The 25,372-nt window shown below is 41.9% G+C and carries 23 protein-coding genes and 1 pseudogene; 15 read left to right on the forward strand and 9 right to left on the reverse strand.

The annotated features are described in order from the left end of the window. The first annotated feature begins 19 nt into the window (after positions 1 to 19). From MSWHS_RS05000 to MSWHS_RS20025, 9 genes are all read left to right on the forward strand, one after another. The gene (locus MSWHS_RS05000) at positions 20 to 367 is read left to right on the forward strand and encodes a carboxymuconolactone decarboxylase family protein (RefSeq protein ID WP_048126538.1); all 348 of its coding nucleotides are present in this window, start codon (positions 20 to 22) and stop codon (positions 365 to 367) included. 256 nt (positions 368 to 623) lie between these two features. After that, positions 624 to 992, forward strand: coding sequence for a desulfoferrodoxin family protein (locus tag MSWHS_RS05005; protein ID WP_052722595.1), 369 nt, complete (start codon positions 624 to 626; stop codon positions 990 to 992). Positions 993 to 1,078: 86 nt separating this feature from the next. Next, positions 1,079 to 1,231 carry a hypothetical protein gene (locus MSWHS_RS20020; RefSeq protein WP_156148072.1) on the forward strand — a complete coding sequence of 51 codons (153 nt, stop codon included), beginning with the start codon at positions 1,079 to 1,081 and terminating at the stop codon, positions 1,229 to 1,231. Between the two features lie 24 nt (positions 1,232 to 1,255). After that, positions 1,256 to 2,638, forward strand: a complete 1,383-nt coding sequence (locus MSWHS_RS05010; RefSeq protein ID WP_231585584.1) for a cytochrome c family protein — start codon at positions 1,256 to 1,258, stop codon at positions 2,636 to 2,638. A gap of 129 nt (positions 2,639 to 2,767) precedes the next feature. After that, positions 2,768 to 3,412 carry a flavodoxin family protein gene (locus MSWHS_RS05015; protein WP_048126542.1) on the forward strand — a complete coding sequence of 215 codons (645 nt, stop codon included), beginning with the start codon at positions 2,768 to 2,770 and terminating at the stop codon, positions 3,410 to 3,412. Positions 3,413 to 3,642: 230 nt separating this feature from the next. After that, positions 3,643 to 4,278 carry an archaeoflavoprotein AfpA gene (gene afpA / locus MSWHS_RS05020; protein ID WP_048126544.1) on the forward strand — a complete coding sequence of 212 codons (636 nt, stop codon included), beginning with the start codon at positions 3,643 to 3,645 and terminating at the stop codon, positions 4,276 to 4,278. A gap of 53 nt (positions 4,279 to 4,331) precedes the next feature. Further along, on the forward strand, positions 4,332 to 4,838 hold the full coding sequence (locus tag MSWHS_RS05025; protein ID WP_048126546.1) for a ferritin family protein: 507 nt from the start codon (positions 4,332 to 4,334) through the stop codon (positions 4,836 to 4,838). Between the two features lie 25 nt (positions 4,839 to 4,863). Continuing rightward, positions 4,864 to 6,072: an FprA family A-type flavoprotein gene (locus MSWHS_RS05030; RefSeq protein WP_048126548.1), complete on the forward strand. Its 1,209-nt coding sequence runs from the start codon at positions 4,864 to 4,866 to the stop codon at positions 6,070 to 6,072. A gap of 362 nt (positions 6,073 to 6,434) precedes the next feature. After that, a complete protein-coding gene (locus tag MSWHS_RS20025; RefSeq protein ID WP_156148073.1) occupies positions 6,435 to 6,578 on the forward strand; it encodes a hypothetical protein in 144 nt (47 codons plus the stop codon). A 483-nt stretch (positions 6,579 to 7,061) separates the two neighbouring features. On the opposite strand, the gene budA is transcribed toward MSWHS_RS20025, so the two are convergent. Continuing rightward, a complete protein-coding gene (gene budA, locus MSWHS_RS05035; protein ID WP_048126550.1) occupies positions 7,062 to 7,928 on the reverse strand; it encodes an acetolactate decarboxylase in 867 nt (288 codons plus the stop codon). A 576-nt stretch (positions 7,929 to 8,504) separates the two neighbouring features. Here budA and MSWHS_RS18970 point away from each other — a divergent pair. Continuing rightward, positions 8,505 to 9,126, forward strand: a pseudogene (locus MSWHS_RS18970) (helix-turn-helix domain-containing protein); the annotation flags it as partial. 96 nt (positions 9,127 to 9,222) lie between these two features. Here MSWHS_RS18970 and MSWHS_RS05050 read toward each other — a convergent pair. Continuing rightward, positions 9,223 to 9,681 (reverse strand): MarR family winged helix-turn-helix transcriptional regulator, encoded by a 459-nt coding sequence (locus MSWHS_RS05050; RefSeq protein WP_048126554.1) that lies wholly within the window; start codon positions 9,679 to 9,681, stop codon positions 9,223 to 9,225. Between the two features lie 308 nt (positions 9,682 to 9,989). Continuing rightward, a complete protein-coding gene (locus MSWHS_RS05055; RefSeq protein WP_048126556.1) occupies positions 9,990 to 11,453 on the reverse strand; it encodes an MATE family efflux transporter in 1,464 nt (487 codons plus the stop codon). A gap of 654 nt (positions 11,454 to 12,107) precedes the next feature. Here MSWHS_RS05055 and MSWHS_RS05060 point away from each other — a divergent pair. After that, positions 12,108 to 13,880, forward strand: coding sequence for a KUP/HAK/KT family potassium transporter (locus tag MSWHS_RS05060; protein WP_255350509.1), 1,773 nt, complete (start codon positions 12,108 to 12,110; stop codon positions 13,878 to 13,880). A gap of 812 nt (positions 13,881 to 14,692) precedes the next feature. After that, on the forward strand, positions 14,693 to 15,070 hold the full coding sequence (locus MSWHS_RS05065; protein WP_231585585.1) for a rhodanese-like domain-containing protein: 378 nt from the start codon (positions 14,693 to 14,695) through the stop codon (positions 15,068 to 15,070). Positions 15,071 to 15,281: 211 nt separating this feature from the next. Here the strand turns inward: MSWHS_RS05065 and MSWHS_RS05070 are convergent, their stop codons facing one another. Continuing rightward, positions 15,282 to 16,553 (reverse strand): ATP-grasp domain-containing protein, encoded by a 1,272-nt coding sequence (locus tag MSWHS_RS05070; protein ID WP_048126562.1) that lies wholly within the window; start codon positions 16,551 to 16,553, stop codon positions 15,282 to 15,284. Positions 16,554 to 16,909: 356 nt separating this feature from the next. Here MSWHS_RS05070 and MSWHS_RS05075 point away from each other — a divergent pair, with 356 nt between their 5' ends. Further along, positions 16,910 to 17,905, forward strand: a complete 996-nt coding sequence (locus tag MSWHS_RS05075; protein WP_048126564.1) for a hypothetical protein — start codon at positions 16,910 to 16,912, stop codon at positions 17,903 to 17,905. A 75-nt stretch (positions 17,906 to 17,980) separates the two neighbouring features. Here the strand turns inward: MSWHS_RS05075 and MSWHS_RS05080 are convergent, their stop codons facing one another. Together MSWHS_RS05080 and MSWHS_RS05085 are read right to left on the reverse strand one after the other, a co-directional pair. Beyond that, positions 17,981 to 18,652 carry a PGF-pre-PGF domain-containing protein gene (locus MSWHS_RS05080; protein WP_048126566.1) on the reverse strand — a complete coding sequence of 224 codons (672 nt, stop codon included), beginning with the start codon at positions 18,650 to 18,652 and terminating at the stop codon, positions 17,981 to 17,983. After that, positions 18,618 to 18,905 carry a hypothetical protein gene (locus tag MSWHS_RS05085; protein WP_048126568.1) on the reverse strand — a complete coding sequence of 96 codons (288 nt, stop codon included), beginning with the start codon at positions 18,903 to 18,905 and terminating at the stop codon, positions 18,618 to 18,620. Before MSWHS_RS05085 ends, MSWHS_RS05080 begins: the two co-directional genes overlap by 35 nt. A gap of 948 nt (positions 18,906 to 19,853) precedes the next feature. On the opposite strand from MSWHS_RS05085, the gene MSWHS_RS05090 reads away from it, so the two are divergent. After that, positions 19,854 to 20,960, forward strand: coding sequence for a hypothetical protein (locus MSWHS_RS05090; protein WP_231585586.1), 1,107 nt, complete (start codon positions 19,854 to 19,856; stop codon positions 20,958 to 20,960). 292 nt (positions 20,961 to 21,252) lie between these two features. Beyond that, a complete protein-coding gene (locus tag MSWHS_RS05095; protein ID WP_048126572.1) occupies positions 21,253 to 21,651 on the forward strand; it encodes a DUF356 domain-containing protein in 399 nt (132 codons plus the stop codon). Between the two features lie 100 nt (positions 21,652 to 21,751). Here the strand turns inward: MSWHS_RS05095 and MSWHS_RS05100 are convergent, their stop codons facing one another. The 3 genes from MSWHS_RS05100 to MSWHS_RS05110 form a co-directional block, all read right to left on the reverse strand. Further along, positions 21,752 to 23,002, reverse strand: a complete 1,251-nt coding sequence (locus MSWHS_RS05100) for an ABC transporter permease (RefSeq protein WP_048126574.1) — start codon at positions 23,000 to 23,002, stop codon at positions 21,752 to 21,754. Between the two features lie 39 nt (positions 23,003 to 23,041). Continuing rightward, positions 23,042 to 24,412 carry a COG1361 S-layer family protein gene (locus MSWHS_RS05105; RefSeq protein ID WP_048126576.1) on the reverse strand — a complete coding sequence of 457 codons (1,371 nt, stop codon included), beginning with the start codon at positions 24,410 to 24,412 and terminating at the stop codon, positions 23,042 to 23,044. Positions 24,413 to 24,478: 66 nt separating this feature from the next. Further along, positions 24,479 to 25,132, reverse strand: coding sequence for an ABC transporter ATP-binding protein (locus tag MSWHS_RS05110; protein WP_231585707.1), 654 nt, complete (start codon positions 25,130 to 25,132; stop codon positions 24,479 to 24,481). Between the last annotated feature and the right edge of the window lie 240 nt (positions 25,133 to 25,372).

Here is a 25,372-nt window from a genome sequence, read left to right on the forward strand (position 1 = left end):
AGTAGAGGAGATTAGAAGAATGACAGAACACAAAGAGATTATAGAAAGTATGGGAGAGAAAATGGGGTTCACCCCTCAAATTCTGGAGACACTTGGAGATCTTGATCCGGAATTCCTGCACAAATACAGAAGATGTGACCACAAAATACTGACAGACGGAGCTCTTCCGGCCAAGATGAAGATCCTTATGGCCCTTGCAGTGGTGGCATCAAAGCAGTGCGAGTCCTGCACTATGTCCCAGATGAAAAGCGCGCTTAAGAACGGGGCTACCAAGGAAGAGATCATGGAGACAATGGAAGTTATCTTCATCACCTCTGGTGCTCCTGCCGTAGCTGCTTGTAGGGATGCTCTCAAAATGCTGAAATAAATGTGAAAGCCACGTTTAAAAGTCAACTACCCCTCCCTAAAGTCTGATGACTTTTAAGGAAGGGGTGTTCCCGCATTCTTTGATGAATATCAAAATTACATTCAAAAATTACATATTAAATTATATTTTAAAATTACATTTATTGGAATTAGAATTGCAGTGGCGCAATCCTCTACAAGTAGCGGGTTATATTTGCACCACTGTTCATAGTTCCTTAAAATTCGATCGAAATAAACCAACAGTGGAGGGAATGAATATGGTGGAAGGAAAGATTAACAAACCGGCGGACCCTAAAAACCTGACAGAAGGAGATAAGAAGCACATCCCGGCAATCTACGTGCCAAAAACCATCGTTGCCGGAAAGCCTTTTGATGTAATTGTTGAGGTGGGACTTATTCCTCACGTGATGGAAGAAAAGCACCATATCGAGTGGATCGAACTCTACCTCAATGACAACAAAATAGGAAAAGTAGAGCTCTCCCTGCGCAAAAACAAGAAAGCTGAAGCTACATTCACAATTGAGGCAGATAAATCCCTGGCAGGAAAGGAAAGCAAACTCCATGCTCTTGAACACTGCAACATTCATGGGACCTGGGAAGAGTTCATGACTATCAAGATGAGCTAAAGAGTAAAACTGACCGGAAACGGGGGAGATAGCTGGATTTTATAGTCCTAAGATAAAGAGAAAAATATGGCGTGTGAAGGGTGAACTTGCAGAGTATACGGAGAAAAAAATCCGTAACCATAAACCTGCACGCCCGGAAAAACAGCAACATCCATAGTTCCCGGAAAGATTATCAGTATAGTAGAGACCATATCTGGGGAAAAAAGGCAAACGTGCATCTGGAAAATCTGAAAACCTGAAGACATAGTCTGGAGGGAACGTCAGTGAAAAGCACGGTACTCATGATTACCATTTTTTTATTTGCAGGATTATGGGCATCCTCTGTCGCGGCAGAGCAAAGCGGACCCAGGAACTTCACATCTGACCAATTTTCGAAATCCGGTCTCTGTTCCAACTGCCACGGGAGCAGTTTCGGGGAATGGGACGGCTCAATGCATTCGAATGCAGACAGTGACTTCTTTTACCAGGCAATGCTTCAGGAATATGGTGTAGCTGCAGAAGCCCAGGGTCTTTCTCCGGAGTTTTGCTCTCGCTGCCATACGCCCATAGGAATGGTTTCGGCTGAAATCCCTCCCCTCGACGGCTCGGACCTGAGTGAGGTTGCAAAAGAAGGAGTCCAGTGTGATTTCTGCCATTCAGTTGTCGAAAGTGAGGGAATTGGAAATGCCCTCTATGTACTTGAGCCTGGAGATGTAAAATGGGGGAACAGAGCCGATGCAGTGTCTCCTTCCCATGAGATAGAGACTCATGAGTTCTACAACGAGTCCGGATACTGTGGTATGTGCCATAATATCTACCATCCGGTAAATAACCTGACTCTCGCAGCCACTTATACCGAATGGGAAGAAAGCTCATATGCTGAAGAAGGGGTGAACTGCCAGGCTTGCCATATGACCCCGGGAATCGTCGGCTTTGAAGAAAACCCCGGAAAAGCTGCCTCAACAGGCCCGAAAAGGGAACATGTGTATACCCATTATTTTGCGGGCGCAAACGCTTTCGTAACAGAGGTTATGGGGGAAGGGAGGCACGAAAAAAGGGCTATAGAGTACCTACAGCATGCTGCATCCCTTAAAGTAACAGCTCCCGATTCGGCAGAACCTGGGGAAAATGTGGAAGTTGAGGTAGAGATTATAAACACAGGGGCAGGGCACAAAATCCCTACCGGCGTTACCGAAGAGCGGGAAATCTGGCTTGAGCTTATTGCACATGACGCTGAAGGGAAGGAAATCTATCACTCAGGGGCTCTTGACAGTGAAGGGAAAATTGACTCTGGAGCAACGGTCTATCACACGGTTTTTGCTGATTCAGAAGGAAACCCCACGGTAAAAGTATGGGAAGCAGAAAGCATTCTTTCTGACAATAGGATAGGCCCTAAATCTTCTGCAGTTGAAAAACATTCCTTTTCAATGCCTCAAAAAGCTTCCAATCCCATCAGTGTAAAGGCAATCCTTCACTACCGATCAGCTTCTCAGGAACATATAGATGAGCTTTTCGGGGAAGGGGCCTATTTGGTGCCTGTGATCGATATGGCAACATACCCTGAGGAGAAAAAAGCCTCCACTCCTGGCTTTGGGGTAACAGGAACGCTTATTACCCTCTCTCTGGTAAGCTTTTATAAAATGTATAAAAAAAGACAAAAGGCCTAAAAGAAGACAAAACGAAAAAATAAGGGTATTTAGATTTATCAGAGCATAAAATTATGTGTCCAAAAGACATACCAACGTATATGTTCAAGTATATGATTAATTTTTTAAAAGGGATGCCGGAGACGGGGCATGCAAGAAACTGAAACCAAACCGATAAAAATTCTGGGAATATCGGGAAGTCCCAGAAATATGGCGACTGATTTTCTGGTCCAGGAAACTTTGAAGATCGCAAAGGAAAAGTACGGGGCAGAAACCGACTATTTCTCTGCCAAAGGGAAAAAGTTAAACTTCTGCATCCACTGCGACTTCTGCGTAAAGAAAAAAGAAGGCTGCATCCACAAAGACGATATTTCGGCTGAACTGTATGAAAAAATGATATGGGCAGATGCCTGGGTCATAGGGACTCCTGTTTATCAGGGAACCGTTAGTGCCCAGACAAAAACGATTATGGACCGTTGCAGAGCCGTTGTTGCCAGAGACCCAAAGGTCTTTTTGAACAAGGTAGGGATGGGAATTGCAGATGGAGGCGACCGAATAGGTGGACAGGAACCGGCTATCCAGACCATTCTGAACTTTTATGTGATCAATGAAATGATCCCTGTTGGAGGAGGCTCTTTCGGAGCAAATCTGGGGGGGACGTTCTGGTCGCGGGATATGGGAGCAGAAGGGGTTTCCGAGGATTCGGAAGGCATGAGGAGCCTTAGAAAAACCCTTAAGAAGCTTATTCAGACAACCCAGCTCGTAAAGAAAGCTAGTGTATCGATTCCAAAATAAATTCCTGATTTAGTGGGAAAGATTAGTGATTGGTAAATAGATTCAAGAGTCAACTTTTGAAAACCTACTTCGGAATCGCAGTGCTAGTTCAGGAGCGGAGCCTGAAATTTAAACGCCGGAAATGCCGAAAGAAGAAACAAGTAAGCAATGAGACGGATAAGCAGTGAGACAAAAAAATCAGTCTAATAAATCATCAGAGATTGGATTGAAACCTTAAGGAAGGTGTTATTTTGGTAGAACCGCTAGGCAAGAAAATTAAACGTATAGCATGGGGAATTACAGGTTCCGGAGACCAGATGATTGAGACCTACAGTATTCTGGTGGACATTAAGAATCGGACAGGTGTTGAAACAATGGTTTTCCTGTCTAAAGAGGGTGAAACCGTAATCAAATGGTATCACCTGTGGGACAAAATCCAGAACGATTTCCCTAACTTCAAAGTAGATGCAGGCCCCAACTCCCCATTTATTGCAGGCCCGCTGCAGATGGGATATTATGATTTCTTGCTCATAGCCCCGGCAACTGCCAATACAGTGGCAAAGATCGTGTACGGGATTGCAGATACCCTTGTTACGAATGCGGTTTCTCAGACCGCAAAAGGAAAAACACCTATTTTCATTCTACCTGTAGACCAGAAAAGGGGAACTGTAAAAACTGCTGCACCCAGCGGGAGAGCATTTGAGCTAAGTATGCGCGAAGTCGATGTTACAAACTCGGAAAAACTTGCGCAGATGGAAAATATAACCGTACTTCCCAGTCCCTATGATATTTATGATATATTTGGGCTTGAACGACCTTCTGAAGATATAACCTTAAAAATAAAAGAACAAAAGAAACGCAAAACCAGGAAGGAAACAGGTAATTAAATAAATTTAGAAGAAAGGGAAATCAGATAAAATAGTCCCGGGGGATAAAAAGTATGAAAAGCGCTTATCAGGACACAATTGAGGAAGTAAGAAATCTTAAAGGAATTGAAGAAGCTATAGCCCTTGCAATTGAGAGGGAAAAAGAAGCAAAGACCTTTTATCTGCAGCAGGCTGCCTTAATGGAAAATCCAAAATTCAAGGAACTTTATGAGGAGCTGGCAGCTGAAGAAGCGAAGCACCTTGGCTACCTCGAAGATTACCGTGATAAAAAAGAACTGCCAAAAATCAGCACTGAAGTATCCAGCGGGCAGTCCTTCAGTCCTGAATTCGATGTTAGTCGAACGAAAGTGGGTGAGATAACTCTTGGAGATGCAGGCATTCTTCTTGCAGCCATGAGGCATGAGAGAAAAAGTGAAGACTTTTATTCTGCAATGGCAAAAAAAGTCGGAGACGAAACTCAGAAAAAATTTTTTGAAATGCTGTCCATGTACGAAAGAGGCCACTACGAGATTATTGACAGTTACCTCGAATATATCACTCAGTTCCGGATGCAGACCTGAAAAAAACTGAGAGGGCTGTGAGGATATGGAAATCGAAAAAACCGATGGAGACGTCGAACTTGCCAGGGGAGTTTACTGGGTAGGAGCAATTGACTGGAACGGTAGGGACTTTCACGGGTTTACCACTCCGGGCGGGACAACTTACAACTCCTACCTTGTTGTTGGGAAAAAGACTGCCCTTATCGATACCGTAAAGGCTCCTTTTGCGGGGGAGATGCTCAGGCGGATTACCCGGATAATCGACCCTTCAAAGCTTGACTACATTGTAGTAAACCATATGGAACTTGACCATGCAGGTTCCCTGGCAGAGCTTAAAAAACAAACCGATGCAAAGATTTTCATTACAAAAAGAGGCGTCGATATCCTTAACGGCTATTTCAGAGACTCAGGCAGTGAGAACTGGGACCTTGAGGTTGTGAAGACCGGCGACCAGCTGGACCTTGGAGGCAAGACCCTCATGTTCCTGGAAGCCACAATGCTTCACTGGCCTGACAGCATGGAAACTTTCCTGAAAGAAGACCGGATCCTCTTCTCAAACGATGGTTTCGGGCAGCATATAGCCACCTCAAAGAGGTATGATTTTGAAGTAGGGGATGTTATCCCGGAAGCTGCCGAGTATTATGCAAACATACTGATGCCGTTTCACATTCCACTGCTTCGCTTTATAGGATTACTGGATAAACTGGGGGTAGAACCCCTGCAGATCGCCCCTTCCCATGGAATCATCTGGAAACAGGACCTCAAAAAAATCCTTGAGGCATACAGGACATGGGCCAACGGGGAAGTAAAGGAAAAAGTGCTTGTAATATACGATACTATGTGGGGAAGCACGGAAATAATGGCAAGTGAGATTGCAGAAGCGGTTCGGGAAGCGGGAGTTGAAGTAAAACTTCTGAATCTTCGGAAAAACACTCGGAACCATATAATGAAAGAAATGCTCGATACAGCCGCCTTTGTAGTGGGCTCCCCAACCCTTAATAACGGGCTCTTTCCAACAGTTGGAGACTTCCTGGTGTACCTCAAAGGACTGCGCCCCCAGAACAAAAAAGCTGTGGCTTTCGGGTCATACGGCTGGGGAGGGGGAGCAGTAAAAACAGTAGAACAGGAATTAAAAGATGCAGGAGTAGAGGTGCTGGAAACTGGATTACAGGTTCGGTACAGACCATATGAAAAAGAACTAGAGAGATGCAGAAAACTAGGGGAGCAGCTTGCGGCTGTTGCAAAAGAGCAGTAAAACAGTCTTCCCATAACTCTTTTATTCTAAACTCTTCTATTCTAAACTCTTCTATTCTAAACTCTTCTATTCTAAATTTTTCTATTCTAAACTCTTCTATTCTAAATTTTTCTATTCTAAACTCTTCTATTCTAAACTCTTCTATTCTAAACTCTTCTATTCTAAACTCTTCTATTCTAAATTTTTTTGACGTATCTTTATCCTCCCGGGAATAATATCAACCTATGTTGAGAGAGTTTCAGGTCTGGTAACCATATCGATTTTGAAACCTCCACCTCCTGGATTCCATCAAAAAATACTTTCACCCTGCTTGGCGGAGCTTAATAAATACTAAAGTAGTTTTTGGGAATAGAGGTGAATACATGGAAGAGATATTCAAAGGACTGGTTGAACGCGCTCAGTACTATGAACAGTTTGAAAGCTTCAGAAACACATACATTTCCGGACAGTTCGGGGAAATACCGGGAATGAACCTGAAGATGAATTTTTCAGTACCGAACATGTAAGACCGGAATTCAGTTAACAGTTGTATCGGGAATAGTAAATTGGGAATAGTAAATTGGGAATAGTGAATTGGGAATAGTGAATTGGGAATAGTGAATTGGGAATAGTGAATTGGGAATAGTGAATTGGGAATAGTAAATTGGGAATAGTAAATCAGAATAGTAAAAGCTGCAAACTCTCTATGAACAGGCGGAATGTTGAGATTCACGTCTCAACAAAAAATCAGACGAAGAAAAAAGAACGAAGAAATAAAAGAAAGTAAACAAACTAACAGACCTAAAAATTTACAAGACAAAATAAAGGCAAAACGGTAATTAAATTAAGAAGAAGTAAAGGGAAATAATATACAAAAATTAAATGGAAGTGGGAAGAGAAACAAAGAAAAAATTAGAAAAAATAAAGAGAATAAAACAAAAATAAAGAGGGAGTGGGGAAAATTTTCCTTCAAAAAGCAAAGAAAAATGTAAAAAAGTGAAAATTAGAGGTCACTTTTCAACCTTTTGCATATCAGCCTGGAGGTCCTGGCTTAAATCCACGTTATAGAAGTCCCCGCTGGTGGGAAGCTCCATGAAGAACGCAATGGTAATGTCAAGGGCAACATCTCCATTTTCCATCTCAAGGTCCAGGACATGCCCGCCTGCGCTTCTATCCGCTGTGATGAAGTGAAGGTGATACCCTGGCACATTTACACCTTTTATATATTCAGGGGCTCTGAACCCTACCAGTGTGCCGCTTATGTTTTCAAATTCGAAGACCGACTGGGTGGATACGGCATCCGCGAGTTTTGGATAGGGTTTTTCCTGTTTTGGTACGCTTCGTGCTTTTATGTAAGAGAAATTCCCGTCAACCCGGACCGCATAAAAAAGGTTTTTCGAAGGCAGGTTCAGGTCAAGGAAGGCTTCAAGTTCGGTAAGGTTTGCAGGCTCCTCAAGTCGAAAATTTTCATCGGCTTCAAAGCAGGTTACAGTGGCAAAGGGAGTTGTCATTTCCCCGGATACGGGATAGGCAATTCCATCTGTTTTTATCTGATAATAATTGCCATCGAGGGCAAGCATTTCCCCTTCAAGCCCGTCAAAAGTCCCTATACCAAAGTCCCCATGGGTTTCAAGTTCCGCAATTGGTAAAATTCCATCATAAACGCCTTGAAGCAGGGCGTCGATTGTTGAGACCTGATAGAGAACGTCAGTTTCACTATTGATAAGATCTGAAGTTGATTCCGCACTGCTTTCAATATTGTTGGGTTTCTCAATATTGCCGGATCTTTCGGAGAAGTCATTGGCAAGATTAGTGCAACCGGAAACAAAAGTAACTGATAAAATAATTAAAACGATCAAAAGACTTTTTTTATTCATGTATGTCCCTCACTGGATTGTTTGTAAAAATTTTGTAATGTAAATTATGAATTTTGTTAGAATACTTAAAGGCAAACTTATAAATAATTATCAAATGTAAAGCAGATTTACTGCATGGAAAAGAGCAAGGACTTATACATATATTTTTCAAACATCGTGTAAAGAGAGCCCAGGAGTTTCTTACTGAGGCCTTATGATAAAGTTTCTATGTCGAATAAGTCAGGAGATTACTCTCCTTTTCTCTTCTAAGAACGGTACATGACATTTTCATATCATACCGCTCAAGCATTTTCAAACCATTTATATATTGGGAGACAGTTATCCTTTTATTTCCTTATGCTGTTGATAGCAATGCTTGTGCACGTAGACGAAATTGTCAATTCTATAAGTTTCTCCATCTGCTATTGGGATTATGGGGTGTAGGTCCTTTTCTTCTGCAATATCAATAAGTTGGTCACAGAAGTGGCATTTATCCTTTTGTTTAGTCCATATCTTCTTAAACTTCCCCGCCAGTGTCATGGTAACTTAATTTTGGGTCATAGTTATAGGCTTTGAATCCCGTCTGTATCTTCATTCATGGCAAAAATAAAACTTGAAGAAGATAAAGTACAGTATCTTCTAGACTTTTTTAAAAAGGGACAGAAAAGTGCACGAGAACTAACAAAAGCACGAATCCTGTTACTTGCCAACAAGAATTAAAAGAACACCGAGATCGTAGAAATATTGAATGTTGGCAGGAATACTGTTGGACGAATCAAGAAAAGGTACTTGGATGAAGGTCTCCAAAGCGCTCTTGAGGATCAAACAAGAACCGGTCAACCTATAAAATACACCGAAAAGCACACTGCTGAAATCATAGCACAAGCATGTACCACACCTTCTGATGGAAGAAAAAGGTGGACATTTGTACTGCCTACTGAAGAACTGAAGATAAAAGAAGGGTTTGAAATAATAAACAAAGAGAGCGTCCGACTTATTCTAAAAAAAGCAAAATTAAACCTTGGTTAAGGCGGATGTGGTGTATTCAAACAATAAATACCGAGTATAGAGAAAGAATGTACAACGTTCTGAAGTTGAAGTCATCCGGCTGGTTACGGATAATCTCAATACCCATAACGAAAAGTCATTCTACGAAACATTAAGCGAAGAGGAAGCAAAACAGATTCTAGAAAAGATAGAATTCCATTACACGCCAAAATTACGAGAAAAATTGCTGATGAAAAAATGTCTATATGTTATGCACCACATTTAAATTGTTATGGTACTAGTATCGTTTTCTGGGTGCTTTTCCTTTTCAGGCACTTTCATCCAGTTTCTTCAGTGTGCTAAGTATTGTTTTCAGGCTTTCCTGATAGGCTACAATATCTTCTTCGACAAGCCGGTTCATAACTTCAGATGCATTTTTTTCGAGCTCCTTTGTGAACCAGTCCCTGTAAGCTTTCCCCTTATCTGTAAGTGAAACCAGGGTCTTTCTTCGGTCTCCAGGATCTCCTTTCCTGTAGACAAGTTTCTCTCTTTCCAGAGCATCGATCATGCTGGTCAGGCTTCCTTTCTGAAGGTCTAGACACTTTCCAAGAGTAGTGGGCATAATCTCACCTGCTGTCCCTATAATCAGGATAACCTTATTCTGATTTTTTTTGAGATTGTATGGATTATTTCCTGCCTGGCGAAAAGTTTCGGCAAAATTTTTATGGAAGAGATGGATCATTTCAAACTGAAGTTTTACCGTTTCTTTTATTCTTTCTTCTTTCATCGGTTATCACAGTGAGGCGCTTTTTTCAGTCATTATTCAGATGATTCAACCTTCTGACTGATTTTTGATGGGTGTTTTCCGGTCTTTATCGGATTTTTCCGAATTTAACTGTTTTTGTTGGGTTCACCGAATCTTATCGAGGTTGACTGGGTTTTTATTTCTATAGTATCATCCGAATCATGACTGTATGTAATCTTACTATTCACTTTTCTTACTGTTCGATTTCAAACTAAAAATAAACAGGTTTTATTTATATTTTATGATTTGATAAACGAAGATATATGCGAGTATCAGGCATCCTGACGTAATCAACATTTTTTCCCGGTTTTTGTAGCACGGATCATGTATCTTAGGTAGATCTGAGCCCATACAAAAGTAACCAGAGAACCGATAACTGTTCCCACAACAAGCCCCCACCATACTCCGGAAAGCCCCCAATCAAGTTCGTAGGCAAAGAGAACAGCAAAGAGGGGAGTCAGAACCAGACTTCTCAGGAGGGTGGCAATAAGGGCGCTTATGCCCTTTCCTGCACCCTGGAAGAGAGAGGCAGAGAGCATTCCGAAGGCAACCGCTGGATAGAAGAGTGTCATAATTTTAAGGAGTCTTGTTAGTTCCGGAGCGATACGGGCGGCAGTTTCAGCCTGGGTGAAAACAGCTGCAATCTGTGGAGCAAATATATATACAGCAATACCTATGGCAGCTTCTACCAGAAAGCCTATTTCTGTTGCATAAATAAGGGTTTGTCGGGCTTTTTTAACATTAAACTCCCCGAAAGCAGCCCCGCTAATCGAGACCACGGAGATTGAAATTCCTATCAAGGGAGCAACCGCAATGCTTGCGACTCTCCAGCCTGTGGCATAGATTGCAACCCCATCGGTGCTGCTGACATTGACAATGATAAGGTTCATGAAGAGGGCGGTCATTGCCAGAGCGACCTGCTCGACCGATGAAGGAATGCCTACCCTGAAGATGTCCAGGACGATGGCCCGGTCGAATTTGAAAGAGTGGAACCTGAATGAAACGTATGTGTCTTTTTTGACAAAAAACCAGTAGAACATCAGCAGGCCTGAGCTGGCAAAAGAAATCACAGTCGCAAGAGCAGCTCCTGCAACCCCAAGCCCCAGGGTATAGATGAAAATGGGGTCAAGCACTATGTTCAGGACAGACCCCAGGATCATGGACTGCATGGCTCGCTTTGAGTCTCCCTCACTCCTGAGAATGGAGTTTGCAACGTTCGTAAAAAAGAACACAAAACTGCCTGCAAAGATGATCCTTGAATAAGCAACTCCGAGTTCTGTAGTCTTCCCGGCTCCGCTGTACATGAAAAGGTCTCTTACAAAGGCAAGGGCGAGAGCGGTAAGAAGAACCGTGAGGATGAACATTATCACAAAGGTGTGCACTGCAACGTTATCCACTCCAGCTTTGTCCCTTGCCCCTATCCGCCGGGAAATCGCAGCTCCTCCGCCAACCCCAAGCCCGCCTGTAAGTGCCATCTGAATTACGAAAAAAGGAAAGGCAAACCCGATCGCAGCAAGGGCATCCGCACCCAGGCCTGCAACCCAGAAGGTGTCGGTCAGGCTGTAGATGGTCTGTACGGACATGGCGACTATGATCGGAATGGAGAGCTTGACCACAGCTTTTTTTGGGTCTCCAAGGAGGATGTCAACTCCTTCGGTTGCTTTCTGATTGGGGGGAAGATGTAGATTTTCCTTCGCAGTGTCCCCTTTATAGTCCTCTACTCCATCTTTTTCCTCTGCCTCTTCTATGCTCATTTTTCCTGCCGTTTTTGAAATTGCACATTTTTTATTCTATCCCATTTTTTATCCTATTCTTCTTTGATCTCTCTGCCTTTAACATTTTCTTATTTTGTGGCGAAATGTTTTTTATTTACCTTTCCATATGCAGGGATAATAAGTATAACCTGAGAGACACATTTTTTGGATCAGAAGAATTAATATCGATTTATCAGCTTTATCACCGGCCAATATCAATTAATTGGCTTGATCACTGTTCAATATCAATTAATTGGCTTGATCACTGTTCAATATCAATTAATTGGCTTGATCACTGTTCAATATCGATATCTCGGGATAATGGGTCAAGATCTTTATATATGAAAAAGTAATTCTCAGCACCATGCATTATTATAATACAATATTTACTTTAAGGTTAATTGAATAAAAAACTGAAAATCATAAGGAAGAGACGAATTTTAAATGAAAATGGGAAATTGGCGAGTTAAAAATTCTGTAAATTCAATTTCTTTTCACTCTTTTCTGGCAGAGTAAAATCATGATTTGTTGCCACAGGATTCAGATTCCTGTAACTTTTCATCTCAAATCATGTTTTTTGCCCAAAAATTTCTGGAACAAATATGGTGATATATTACGTTTTCAAAATCCGATATCAGGGGTATAGTAAATTCTATAGGTCTTGTTTTTGGAGACATAGGAACAAGTCCTATCTATACCCTGACCGTTATATTCCTTCTCACAAGACCTACGGAAGTTCACGTAATAGGAGTTTTATCTTTAATTATCTGGACACTTATCACGCTTGTAACTGTGGAGTATGCCTGGCTTGCCATGAGCCTGGGTAATAAAGGGGAAGGAGGAACAATTGTATTAAAAGAGCTGCTCGTCCCTCTTCTTAAATCCGGTCGAAGTGTAGCTCTAATCACATTGTTAGCCTATATAGGGACCTCTTTTCTTATTGGGGATGGAGTCATTACGCCTGCGATCAGCATCCTGAGTGCCGTTGAAGGCCTGCGGATCATCCCTGAATTTCAAGACATCGGGCAAGAATCTATCATGCTCATTGCCGGAATAATCGCAGTAGCTCTTTTTTCAATCCAGAACAAGGGAACAGAAAAGATTACATGGGTCTTTGGGCCAATAATGATTTTATGGTTCATAGCCATTGCATTTTCAGGTATTGCCTCCATTTTTTATACTCCCGGCGTGCTCAGGGCCATAAATCCTTATTACGCTATCAGATTTCTCATGGATAACGGGCTTACGGGATTTTTTGTATTATCCGAAGTTACCCTCTGTGCCACGGGGGGCGAGGCGTTGTATGCCGATATGGGGCACCTGGGAAGAGAGCCTATTTTGAAAGCCTGGAGATTTGTGTTTGTCGCTCTGGTTTTGAATTATCTCGGACAGGGAGCATTTCTCATCAGAAACCCGGATTCGAGAAATGTATTATTTGAGATGATAAATCAGCAGGCACATCTCGTATATGTTCCATTCCTTATCCTTAGTATCATAGCTACAATCATTGCTTCTCAGGCCATGATCAGCGGTGTGTTTTCAATAGTATATCAGGGGATAACGACTCGAATAATCCCCATGCTAAAGATCGATTATACTTCAGGCGAATTACAGTCCCAGATTTATATTAGTGCAGTAAACTGGCTTCTCCTTATCTCTGTCTTATTTATGATTTTTGAGTTCAGGGACTCTCACAGACTTGCGGCTGCATACGGGCTGGCAGTTACAGGAACCATGTCAATTACAGGTCTGATGATGACTTTAATCTTTTATTTCAAAAAAATGCTGGTCAGGTCTTTTGTATCCCTTCTTGTGACCGGTATCGATGTAGTATTTCTTCTTTCAAACACCTATAAAATTCCGCATGGGGGGTACTGGTCAATTGTCATAGCAGCTGTCGTTTTTGCTCTGATCCTCATATACACTTCCGGTCAAAAAAGGCTTTATGAACTGATGAAGCCCATGAAGATTGATAATTTCCTTGAAAAATATAACCAGGTATATGCCAGTGAAAATAAAATCAGTGGAACTGCCCTTTTCTTTTCCCGGGACATAATTAATATTCCTCAATACATTTCCCACATAATGTTTGAGAACAATATTATTTATGAAGACAATATATTTATTTCAATTGTCAAGTGTGAAAGCCCGTTTGGGGTTAAAAGCTCTTTCACAAACGAACTGGCAAAAGGATTGAGGGTTTTTGAAATCAGTATGGGGTACATGGAAATTATTGATGTCGTACAGATCCTGAAAGACAAAGGCATCCATGAAAAAACAATCTTTTACGGAATAGAAGACATATTTACCAATAACTTGATATGGAAAGTCTTTTCCGTAATAAAGAAACTGTCTCCCTCTTTTGTCCAGTTCTACAGGCTCCCTACTGATAAGCTTCATGGAGTTATGACAAGGTTTGAAATGTGAAATCAGGATGGGTATTTGGACTCAGGATTGAAACTGTGAACTCAGGACTGGGCTTCCCCTGCTCCTTCCTGTTCCTCCCTTAATTGTTTCTTTAAACAGGGGTGAGCAGGATATTCAGGCTGAAAAGCATGAGCGTTGTCTTCATGGTCCTCGTCTTCTGCCTTTAACGTTTTCTTCTTTTAACGCCTCTATTTCTTTCAAATACTTGAATATTTCAAATATCTGAACGGAAATTTTTATGTTTAAAATCAGATGCACGCAGGTAAAAAGGTTAAATCTTGTTGTATAAGTCCCCAAATTTAACAGTAAATGTATTATCTCCAGACAAAAATTCAGTTAACCTGCCCATATATAGAGGAATCATTAAAACATACAATAAGCCTGTTAATCTATAACAAACTATTATTATATGGATCATTTATTCCTAATAATATGTATATTTGAAGTTAGTACATTATTTAATTATTGAAATCCAGATTTTGGGTTCTTGCTTTTTTGTACCAATTTATTATACAATATGACAGATTGCAGCTAATGGGTATTCGCAAATATCTGTATAAAGCAAACAACTGTCACTTCTGGGTACTGCTTCTGAATACGGATTTTAATAATAGTTATTAAGTTGGAACGAATTTACCCAAAAGTTTCAATGTTTAAATTCAGAGAGAACCAGATGCGGGGGAGTTTAACTGAATAAACAATATTTGTCGTACTTTGCTGCAGTTCTTCTGGCCTTCCTGATAATTACACCTGGGATGGCGGCAGCAAGCAAATGCACATACACAAATGTGGGTGCCTGTAATGCTAGAGATATGATCGAAAAAGATGTATTCATTCTGGACGTTCGTACACCGGCTGAATACAATTTGGGGCATATTGAAGGGGCAGTACTGCTACCACTGAAAAATGTACCAGCACAGGACCCTGTTGCGTTACCTCCTGAAGAGCTACTACCAGCAAGAATGAAAGAATTGCCATGTAATAAAAATACAAAAATGCTTGTTTATTGTAAAGTAGGAAAAAGAGGTGCTGAGGCAAGCAGTCTGCTGGTAGATGCCGGTTACAAAAAGGTGTATAACATAGAAGGTGGTATCGACAAATGGATACAGGAAGGATATCCAATTGTAGCTACCTATGACTCATGGAATAATGTGTGGTATCTCTTATTGTCGCCGCAACAAATGTGTTAGCGGTGATAATGAAACAGCTGGAACCACCTTCTAAGCGTTATGACTAAAAAAATATGGAAAAATGTGAAAGAACCAGTTGTTAATGGATGGTATCCTGTCAACTTATATTTAGCGATTCAATGAAAGAGAATCATTGAATCCATTAACTTTTTTTATATTTGTTGCAAAACTGTTCTGACCCTTTATCCGGCATAGCTTGTAGATTTAGTTCTCAACTACAATTGCTAGTTTTCACCCTTACATACTCCTTCAAATCTGTCCTCAAATACCTCTCAATCTCCCCAGGGTTACTGTTCCTTGTTTCAGTAAAGAGGAACGCAAAAACCGGATACTGCCTGTAATCAAGCTTCCGCAGTTCCAGAGGCTTTTCAAAGTGAGATACAAAGCTTTCGTAATCAAACGCTTCAATATCTTCTGTTTCAATCTCATCCGGTTTTTTGGCAATCAAAAGGCAATAGGTAATGTTATCTTTCTCACTCTCCTGAACCTCATTCTTACCTTTCAGGATCTCCTTCCAGTCCGGCTCCATTCCCTCTAAAAAATACCTGTGGACATTGATTCCGTAAGCATAATACGCGATATCGGCAGTACACCACCCCGCAAACCTGATTGGATTCACCTCTATGGGTACTAGCCGGTTGTTTTTGTCCACCCGGAGTTCAATATGCAGCGGAAAATCCCGCAATCCCGGTGGTTCCTGCAGTTTCGCATCCGGCAACTCAGAACTCCGCACCTCATAATCCCACAGCTTTGCAGCTTCATTTATTTGCCGTAGCAGTTTCAGGGCTGCTTCCAGATAGGTCTCAATGGTCTTTTTTGAAGTCACATAGACCTTATCTTCAACATCATTTTCCGCCGGAAACAGGTGCTCCAGGATATTCAGGACCACCGGCTTTCCCTCGCCGTTATAGTAAGCATCCACAGCCAGCTCCGGCCCTTCGATGCAATCTTCAAGCACAAATTTCCCTGAACTGAACACCTGAGCCGGGAACAGCCCTTTGATTGCTTCCATTTCCTGCTTTAAGACTGACAGGGTCTTTTCCCATTCTTCCCCGGTACTGACCTTATAAACCCCCGCACTGAAGAACCCGACTGCCGGTTTGATTATGAAAGGCTTTCTGACGGCTCCGATGTCCAGTTCGTCCAGGCTTTCAAATTTCACTCCCTGATAGGAAAAGTCAGGATAGATGTGTTCAATCAGCTGCCTGAACCTGAACTTATCCTTAAAGAGCCCTATTTTTTCGAGGATACCGGTGAATCCAAGGTTGTCTGCTATCCAGACGAGGGAGATTTCAGAATTACTGTATATTTTGCAGGTTTTCTGGCTTTTGAGGAGTTCTATGAATTCGGCGTCTTCCAGCAGTTTGACCTCCCTGTTGAAACCCAGGCGTTCAGAGGTTTTGTTTTTCAGAACAGGAAGATTCATTTCTATGATGGTGTCCCGTAGAATTTGAGAAACGTATGGCTCGTCAAGTATGATCAACTATCCCATTCCCCTATGTTATTAATTATCAGTTATCTTTCTTCTCTTTTATTAATTATCAGTTATCCTGTTTCCCTTTTATTAATTCTCAGTTGTCATGTTCCCCTTTCATAAATTTTGTTTCTAAGCTTATGTCGATTGGCAGCTTTGTCTGAAACGCCAGGTTTCATTTGCTAATTTTTCAAGAATCTCAGGTTTTTATGCCATTCGGTTTATTAATACGATTATGATGTTTTGTATGAAAAATTATATATCTAATTAATCATAATATTACATATTAACATAAAAATTTATTATTGTGTTACAGATGAATTCGTAATATGGGGAAAACGGGTCAAATTGTAAGGGGTAAATTCATGAAGCAGGGAACAGGAACAAAAAAGACTTCGCCAAAGAAAAAAACCGGTTTGCATGCACATGGGATCAGGGGAATATTATCTTCTGCAGCTTCACCGTTCCCCTATCTTGTCCCGGCGTTTGCTCCGGTTTCGTTTCCTGCTCCTGAGTACCTGTTTTTTTCTCCCGGGCTTCTCCAGCTTGACCTGAACATTTTCCGGGAGCCCGCGATAAAAGCCCTTATTAAAGAACAGAGTGAGGACCTCTACCGACTGATAAAAAAGGTGCACTTTGACGGAAAATATTATCGGGTAAAATGTGTGCATTCCGGAGGATGGGAACACTGCTGGGATCTGGCAGTAAGAATACAGTTTTTCGGAAAGCTGCAGGGGTTAGCCTTCGAGCCGAAGAAGATCGTTTCCAGAAAAGATAAGAAAATAATCTACAGGTCCCTCATTCTGGTAAATCCTCATGAACTGTGGGATGAGGAACTGGTTGAAAGGTTGTGGAACCTTCAGGAGAGAATCGAGTTTCTGATTGCAAAAATCCTCTTTCATGAATGCATCCATGTCCTTATTTTCCTCGGAGAAACTCTGCCCTCGGGTTTCGGGCAGACGGATATTTTCCTTGAATTCAGGAAGATGCTTGAGTTTGCAAACTCGGAGAAACTGTGCCCCGAAAGTTGTAACGTCCAGTCCCGTCTCAGGAATCTGGCTGATCTTTCCCCGGACTTTCCCGAAAGCTCCGAAGAAAAACTGGATAAGGTTCCTGTACTCTATGAGTTCCTGATCCACGAAAAATACAGCATCAAAAAAACCGATCAGGCTTTCGGCCTTTCCTGGAGCAACAGGAAAGTTTCCCGTAACTACGCAAAGATGGCAGCTTTGAAGATGGGTTCCTACCCGGAATCCCGTAAAAAGGATTGGGAAAAGGAAATCTTCAGACTGCACAGGGATCTGAAAGAGCTTTATGACAGGATTGATGATAATCAGGGCTCTGAGCGTGTGAGAGATTGAAATACAAGTGAAAAGAAAAAGTCATGCTAATTTTATATGTTTACGCATGATACCTCATCAAAAAAATAAGGGAAATTAGTTTCCCTTAAGATATGCGAGAATCATTTCAAGTATATGTATTATCTCACTTTTTGTTAGACCATTTGTTTCTTCTGTATTACTATCCGAAGATGTTGGTGTAAGAGTATTATCTACAGTTATTGTTTTGCTTGTAATTGCAAATGTAGAATATTCTGATACTTCAGCTGTAAAGTACACATACGTTGAATCCTGTCCTGTTATTGTAATTGGTACTGCTACCCATTCACCATTATCATACATATTCAGGACAATGGATGATTTATCAAGACCATTTGCTTGAAGCCATGTCTTTTCAACTTTAAAATTAACAGCTGCATCTTCAATATTATTTGCATTATCACTGTCGATCCATATGTTAAATGACTTGTAAATATCACCTGTTGGTTTCTCAACTAAAGATGTATCATCTTTCAGATCTTCGATAACAACTTTTGCATTGCCTGAATCTGTTGTTGATTCAAAATATATATTGTTGACAACTGAATTGTCATTCTTAACATCAACAGTTACCTTCTGGCTATTATCCATGTTTACCTGTGTTGTTTCTACATACTGGATATTAGTCTGTGATGAATCATCTATAATTGTGACATCACCATTATATACAGAAGAATTGTTAGCTGTGATGTAATCATCGTCTGTGTTTACAGATGTAATTATAGTCATCGTCAGAATTGTAAATATCGTTATCTGTTGATATTATTGTAGTATCAACTACAACAGAATCATTTGCAACAATAGTATCTTCTTTTTCAACAGAATTTTCATTAGTGTCATCAGAAACATCAATAACAGTAGTTTCCTCTTCAATAGTCGAATTGTCTCCTGATGAATTTGCCTTCGCCCCTGCAGTAGCGCACGGGAGTACAGCCCCAAAAATAAGGACTGAAACTAATAGTATTGACAGATATTTTTTCATCCTCTATACCTCTTCCAGGGGATTACCTGTAGAATTGTTTTGCAAAATAGGTTTTTAAAAATATTGACTGTTGGTCTCACCAGGAACTAGTTTTCTCCAATAAGTAAGTCCTAGATTTATTGAGCCTATGGTTTAGTTCACTTTCGGCTGGCTTACTGCAGTAAAATTATGTGAATTTTGCCTTCCAATTGCGATATTGTTGAAATCAGGATAATAGCTTCTGTATTTCTCCCGTATTTTCCTTTGTATCATTTGTGAAAACTCACTAAAAGAATGGATTTTAGGGATGGCAATATACTGGCAGTTTATTATAAGTTGAGAAACACTACTTTTCTTGACTCTTTTTCAGGTCTCCAGCTTACCTTAAAAGTATTTTATGTATAGAATTATCCATAACATTATAAAAAAATCGAACTTAAAATTAAAATTGCAATTCTTATCTGTAAAAATTATATTTATTTGAGAAGTAGTGTTTTGAGGGCATAAGGAGCATAGGAGTATAATCGGTGAGATAACTTTTCCAGTGAGAAAGCCTTTTCGTCAGCTATCCTCAAGGGTTATCTTAAAAAGCCGGCTGGAGCTTTATCCTTCCTTGTGCTGCGACTTTTAGCTATCTGGCTTATTCTTATTGTTTTACACTGCTCTCTTTGACGTTAAAACGGGAATAACAGGTCTTCTTTTAAAACGCATGATTCTCAAGTCCGTACCTTCGTTTTATAATATTAAAAAGGTGAGCTCATGAAAATGCGAATTTTTCTAATAACTGTCTTATTTGTTCTATTAGCTGTTTCTTCTCCGGCTTCAGCCGTTGTTCCTGATTTACGAATAGATAATATTTACAATCAAGCGAGTAGTCCAGAAACCTCGTACACTTCTTCTCAGTCCACTGTTTCAAAACCAGATTTGTCTCTAACTGAAAGCAGTAGAATAGGACTTGTTTCCGGAGATGTGGCAGAGTATAAAATCAAGTTAAACGTTGGGCTTGGAGAATATGACAGTATCACTCTTACCAACTATGTGCAGGAGAAAAGTCCCTGGAATACAAAAGCAGATGAAAATCTGGTGATTCTGCCAGGGCATGCTTTGACTGAAAAATTCTATTCCGACATGGCGATATACTATGCTCAGCAGGGGTACAGCGCATATATCCTGGATAGGAGAGAGACAAATATTCCAGCGGATGAAACTGATTTCAGTTTTATGCAGGACTGGACTTTCGATGAATACCTTCAGGACACATACGAAGGCATCAGTGCCTCAAGAAGCCATACAGCTCTCTTAAGCGGTAAATCTGCAGAAAGAATAGAGGTTACGGCAATCGGCCACAGTCACGGAGCACTGCTTCTTACGGCTTATGAGGCAAGTGAGTATGATGATCTACCCGCAGGCTCTGTTGACAGAGCAGTGCCTGTTGATATTATTATCGCATACAATCCCGAAAATTCCGAATTAATACAGGGTCAGGCGCAGGAATTTGCTTCCATTTCCGAAAGTATCGAAAGCGGAGTTTATAATGATAGTAGTATGGCAGGTATGATGTACGTAGCCTACATGGCTTCTACAGAGCCTGAAGGGCACGATTTCAATCTTACATTCACAAACAGGCAGTTTTTCAGGCTCATGGCAAGCCATACATATATTTTTTCCGAATATCCTTATACTCCGGACTATCACTACTGGAGTGGAGATCCCAGTGGCCTCTATTATGTTGATGAAGACAGGTTGCTTAATTTGACTTTAACCGGGGTTGCTGTCCCTCATACGCCAAAGTATCTGGACCAGTATATGGCTGGTCTGATGGGCAATGTAGAGGGTTATGAGATAAATTCTTCCAGAATAGACTCTCCGGTACTTTATGTCGGACTCGGGGGAGGCTTTGGAGATTACGGAGCATGGTGGTACGAAGATGAGGTCGGAGAAACGAATAACAGGGTTACTACTATAAGCTGGAATGACCAGGGGCATGGTAGCCTGTTGATCGATCGCAATTCCTCTGAGTTATGGGCACTCATAGATAACTGGGTGGCTGGAAAACAACCAATAAAAAAGATCTGACCTGAAAGATGAAAATAATCCTGTGTCAAATCAAGAAGGCAGTGCACCCCAAAAAAGGATAATTGATTCGCACCGCCTTTTTGATTGATGTGTTTACCTTCTCTTTTCCAGAAAATATCCTGAACTCTACTAGTATTTAAGTTGAAGCTGTTTATGCAGATGAAATCTTGTCTGAGGCGACCTGTTGAACATTCAAAAACTCATTTTCATTGAAAATCTACTTTTTTGAGTAAAAGTTGGAAAAATGTTATATGGTTTGGGAGTTACTTCACATGTTGTTGGTGTGTAAAAAATGAAATCTTTTGCATTAGTCCGGGCAGATGACCCGGCAAAAGTAAGAATCGCATTACACGATCTGGAAACATACGGAGACATCAAGTTTTCAACGAATCCCAGATGCATTGAAAACGATTATGCTGACGCGCTTCTTGTTAGCGTAATGGGGGTATCTCTGAGGTCAAAATGTAACTCTGCGGCACTTGTGGAGCTGAAAACTAACGCAGGGGCGGCGATTAGCAGGTTGAAGAAGATTCATCCTCCGGCACATGTCGTCATCATCAGTCCGAAACACCAGATATTTGAGGAGATTACAGGTAAGTTCCAGAAGTATCCTGAATTTGACAGGCTGTTCAGCCGGGAAGACTTGAATAAAGCCCAGGGAATACTGGAAACAGGCAAAAATGAAGAGTGAATAACCTGATTTGTAAAAGTCCCGGAAGTCCCTGATTTACCTTCTGTCTTCCGGGAGATTGAAGCTCCTTTTTATGTTTATCTGTAATCAGGGTTCCCGGTTACTCGTACCTGAGTGCATCCACGGGTTTCAGTTTTGAAGCCCTGTATGCGGGGACTGCTCCCGAAATTACCCCGATCAGGACGGCGAGAGTCAGCCCAAAGATCATCAGGCCCGGGGAAAGAGATATGCTCGTCCCGCTTCCTCCCCTCATTAGAGTCACTCCAAGGAAAGGAAACAGAGCCGAAACAAATCCTCCTAGCATAACTCCAAAGATACCTCCAACAAAGCCGACCATTGCGGAGTTATAGATAAAAATCATAAGAATGTCCCTGTTTTTTGCTCCGATGGCTTTCATCGTGCCTATTTCCTTTGTCTTTTCAAGGACTGCAGTAAACATGGTGTTTGCAATGCCCACCGCTCCTACCAGCAGGGAAACGGCTGCAATTGCTCCAAGGAAAAGGGTAATGGAATCCGTCATCTCTGTAACGGATTCTGCCATTGACTTTGAGGCGGTTACGGAAAAGTCCCTGTCATCTTCCCTCACAATATGGCGGGAGATCATGAGCTTCTTTTCAATTGCTGTAACCACACTGTCTACCATCTCTTCACTCTGGGCTTTTACTGTGATGGAATCAAAGACATCTTCTTCTGCATCTTCGATCATGTAAACTGTGGTATCGATTGGCATGTAGATCTGCCTGTCCTCACTTCCTCCTTCCTCAGCCAGGATTCCGACAATGCGTACGGATTTGCCGTTGATTGTTATCACCTGGTTTATCCCTATGTCCTGGTCATAAATTCCACTGGCAACACCGCTTCCTATGACTGCTACATACTTATCCGAGGGTTTGAGCATTCTTCCTGATTCGGTTTCTAGAGGGGTCATATACTGCCAGACCTGAGGGTCCACCCCTGTGATAGAAAGGGTTGCTGTTTCCCCTGTATACGTTACTTCCTCTCTGCTGGAAATCTCGCCCGCGATGTACGCTATGCCTTCTATACCCTGCAGTGCCGAAATATCATCGTCTGTCAACTCAGTATCAGTCATAGAACCTCCTCCCCCCCAATCACCGTGCCCGGGGCCTGGCATACGCGACTGAGCCCTTGAGTATCCTGGCGAGATGATGATTTTTGTCAGGTCCATGTCGGCAAGCCTGCTCTGCACGTTTGCCTCCATAGCATCCCCGAGGGAGATGATCCCCACCACTGCCCCGACCCCTATGACAATCCCTATGATTGTCAGCCAGCTCCGGAGTTTGCTGTGCAGAAGCATATTCAGAGCCATTTTCAGGTAGGTTGAATTTCTCATAAAATGTCCTTCGGTTTTTGTTTTTCAGTATTCTTACTTTCAGAGTATGTGCTTTTGATCTTCCTGTTTTTCATCTCTGGATTCTTTTCCAATTTTTTCCAGCTTTTTCCTGCGGTACAGGACCACTCCTGCTCCTGCAACTACTATTACCACAATATAGATCAAATATGAGCTAAGGCTGCTATTGAAACCTGTTGCTCTGGATCTACCTCCGGTTCCTGTAGTTCCCGCTGACGCGGTCATCTGAACTGCAACATCTTTATCGACTGTTATTCTTTCTCCCCTGGCATCCGTATATTCGATCCTTACTTTCAGTGACGGATCAGTTCTGGAAGTGGGAGACTCATTCCCCGGGGCAGCAGCGGCTCTTCTCTCTGAGGGTTCAGTATCCTGGTTTGCGGCCTGGGTGCCCATCACATTAAAGGTAGTGATAGTGTAGTCCCCTTTCTCAAGGTTTCCTACGATTGTAGAAGAAGATCCGGTTACTCTGTACCCTTCCTGTTTAGGGACCGAGACTTTTACGGAATACGCCATGTTATTGCCTACATTTGCAACTGAGAGGGAGATCTCCCCTACATCACTTTCGGAAAATGAGACATCGAAGTCTGTTTCTCCTCCGACAAAGAGCCCTGCTGTTGTCTTGATGTTCTTTATATTTGAATCGTAGTCTTCAAAAGTAAGGTTTATATCCAGAGTGTACAACCCAGGGACTGCGTTTACATCTGCCATTACCGAATAAGCAACGGTTACGGAGTCTCCGGGTTCGAGGTACTTAATGTACTTGGTATTGTCCGAATAGACAGGCAGGATCACGCCTTTAGGGTCTTTCCAGGAGATGACCATGTTCTTGAGGGGAGAGTTCCCGGTATTTGTTATAATGAACTCAAGGGGTTCTTCCTTTGCCACATCGATATTTGCCTTGTTTATGGTCACTATCTGGGCGTATTCTTTCCCTCTTACCTCAAGCTTGACAGTTTTTGTGGTGGTGACGGGACTTGATGACGAGCTCCCTCCAGATTTTGCAGTTGTGGTTATGTCTATTTCGTATGTGCCCTCAGAAGCGTTGGAGTCGGTCATGAGCTTGAATTTAAGGACACCTGCACTGTCTTCATCCTGCCTTGCATTCAGGTAAGATATATCTTTTTTAAGCGCTTCTCCTGAAACTTTGCTGAAAGGGTACTCGGGAGTGATTTCGATAACTATGTCTTCAAGGTCGTTGTTCCCCACATTTTGTACGCTGACTGTGAGTTCCACGGGCTCGCCTGGTCTTGCAGCATCAGGGTTCTGGTTGGTAAGGCTTACCTGTATGGATGAGGAGTCTATCAACCTGCTTGCCAGGGCTGTTCCAGCGGTTAGAGGTATGATTAGTAAAAGTAGAATCAGGAGCATTAATATGGAAATTTTTTTCATTTCATTTCCCCTTAATGTTTTTTTCGATGAACGTGCTCGATTAACATGTTCGATTAACATGTTCGATTAACATGTTCGATTAACATGTTCGATTTTTTCTATCTTTCCGTCTCTGAGATACACGACTCTTGTCGCGTGTTTTACAAGGTCCAGGTCGTGGGTGACAATGATAATTGTCTTTCCTTCCTTTTCATGTAATTTTGCCAGAAAATCCAGAATGTAGTCCCCGGTTTTGCTGTCCAGGTTTCCGGTAGGCTCATCTGCGAGGATTATAGGGGGATTAACGGCAAGGGAACGGGCAATTGCAACTCTCTGCCTCTGTCCGCCTGAGAGCTGGGAGGGGAGGTTTCTTTTCTTATCCGAAAGCCCTACAACTTCGAGCAGGTATTCTCCCCTTTTCTTTGCCTTTTGAGGGTTTTCTTCCTGAAATTCCAGGGGCAAAAGGACGTTTTCCAGCGTGTTCAGTGTTGGGATCAGGTTAAAACTCTGGAAAATGAACCCTATCATCTGTCCTCTTATGCGGGCCAGTTCGGATTCGTCAAGTCTGGAAATGTCCCTTGAGTCTAGAAAGACAGTTCCCTTTGAAGGGATGTCCAGGCAGCCCAGTAGGTTCATCAGTGTACTTTTTCCACTTCCGCTGGGACCCAGAACAACCAGGAACTCTCCCTCGTAGATCTCAAGGTCGATTCCCGCGAGAGCTGCAAAATCAACTTCTCCCATCCGGTAGATTTTCCAGACGTCTGTCAGCTTGATAAGGGGATTTTTTCCTGACCAGGCAGTAACTTCATGAGTATCAGGGAAATTCTCAGTTTCAAAAGAGGTTTCCTGAACAGTGGAATTTAATGTCATTGTTAGTGTCTCTGTTTGCGTCTCTGCAGGATCGGCTTGCATTTCTATTCTTTCAAAAGTTCCAGTAAGCAGGGGTAGTTGACTTCTTATTCAACCTCTTTGACAGCAGTT

Origin of the sequence: Methanosarcina sp. WWM596 (genome assembly GCF_000969965.1) — an archaeon.
Classification (GTDB): domain Archaea; phylum Halobacteriota; class Methanosarcinia; order Methanosarcinales; family Methanosarcinaceae; genus Methanosarcina.